Raw genomic sequence first — 1,124 nt, forward strand, 5'->3', positions numbered from 1 at the left:
CGGGTATACAGGGTTTCCTGGTATCCTTTCCAATCTTCTTTACTGCCTTTAACTCTAAATTTACAATAGACGGATCTCCAGATATTATTGAGAATTTCAGCTTCTTCTGGTTTTGAAAAAATAGCATTACTAAACAATTTGCCCTGAGCATACTGCCAGAAATCTCTAACCAATTGTAATAAAAAAGCCGATTCTGACTCCTCAGAAAGCAAATTTTTCACGCCCCTGGTTTGCTTTTTGGAATCAGAAGTCCGGCTTTCCTTGATGTTCTTGTCTTGTTCCTGTACTGTTCTTGTAACGCCAGTTATCATTTTGTTATGAGCCGGTAAGCGAATTCCTTTCTCTTCTTTTAATGTTTTTAAACAATTAACACTGCTATTATTATTCTTTTGTTCCTGATGTTCATGAACTAATGGGTGTAAATTTTTCACTCTTTCATCAAAAAAAGTGGCTAATTGTGTAATTTTCGAATTAGGATTTGTAACCGATGTTGATAACTTTGGAAGTGCAAAAATAGACGGGTTAATCCATAATTCTACACCAGTTTTTCCATGATGGATTTCTTTGATGATAAACCCTGCAGTTTTTAAGCGTTCTTTATGATTGATAATAGTTCGCACGGTACATCCTTTACAAGTCGCAAGACTAGGGTTAAAGGTTCTAAAACCGGGTAATTTCCCTGTTATATCTGTGCCTTTAGCTATAGCTTGATTGAGTTGTTTGGCATAAAGCCGAGTCATCAGCTCTGCAGTAGCCCTATGATTTGCATTAAGCCGGTCTTTTAACCTGGATTTATTTCTATTGTGATTGTCTATAAAGGATTTAGTTGCCGTAAACAGTTTACCGAAATCATAATATAATCGAGAAGGAGTCTTACTTTCCATCTTGTCTTGTCTTTAACGCTTGTAGTTCTTGAATTGAGGCTAATACAGAATCATAACAAAAATTGTTATGATCAATCTGCTGAATAAATATCCCTTTATTTATTTCTCCAAATTGTTCCTGGAACTGTTCCAATAATTTGGTGAACATTTCCCGATGTTCCTCCAGGAATAATAGTTGTTCTTCTAATGTGAGCATACCCGTACTGTTTACATTGTTTACCTTACAATATTCCTATTAAG

The 1,124-nt window shown here is 35.3% G+C and carries 2 protein-coding genes; both read right to left on the bottom strand.

All coding sequences use genetic code 11. The features are described 5' to 3' along the window. On the bottom strand, nucleotides 1–884 hold an 884-nt coding region (locus tag FOF46_RS30895), incomplete at its 3' end, for a hypothetical protein (RefSeq protein ID WP_143919261.1). Beyond that, nucleotides 874–1,080, bottom strand: a complete 207-nt coding sequence (locus tag FOF46_RS30900) for a hypothetical protein (protein WP_143919262.1) — start codon at nucleotides 1,078–1,080, stop codon at nucleotides 874–876. The genes FOF46_RS30900 and FOF46_RS30895, both read right to left, overlap by 11 nt. Nucleotides 1,081–1,124 lie beyond the last annotated feature (44 nt).

Origin of the sequence: Aquimarina algiphila (genome assembly GCF_007489275.1) — a bacterium.
GTDB classification, from domain to species: domain Bacteria; phylum Bacteroidota; class Bacteroidia; order Flavobacteriales; family Flavobacteriaceae; genus Aquimarina; species Aquimarina algiphila.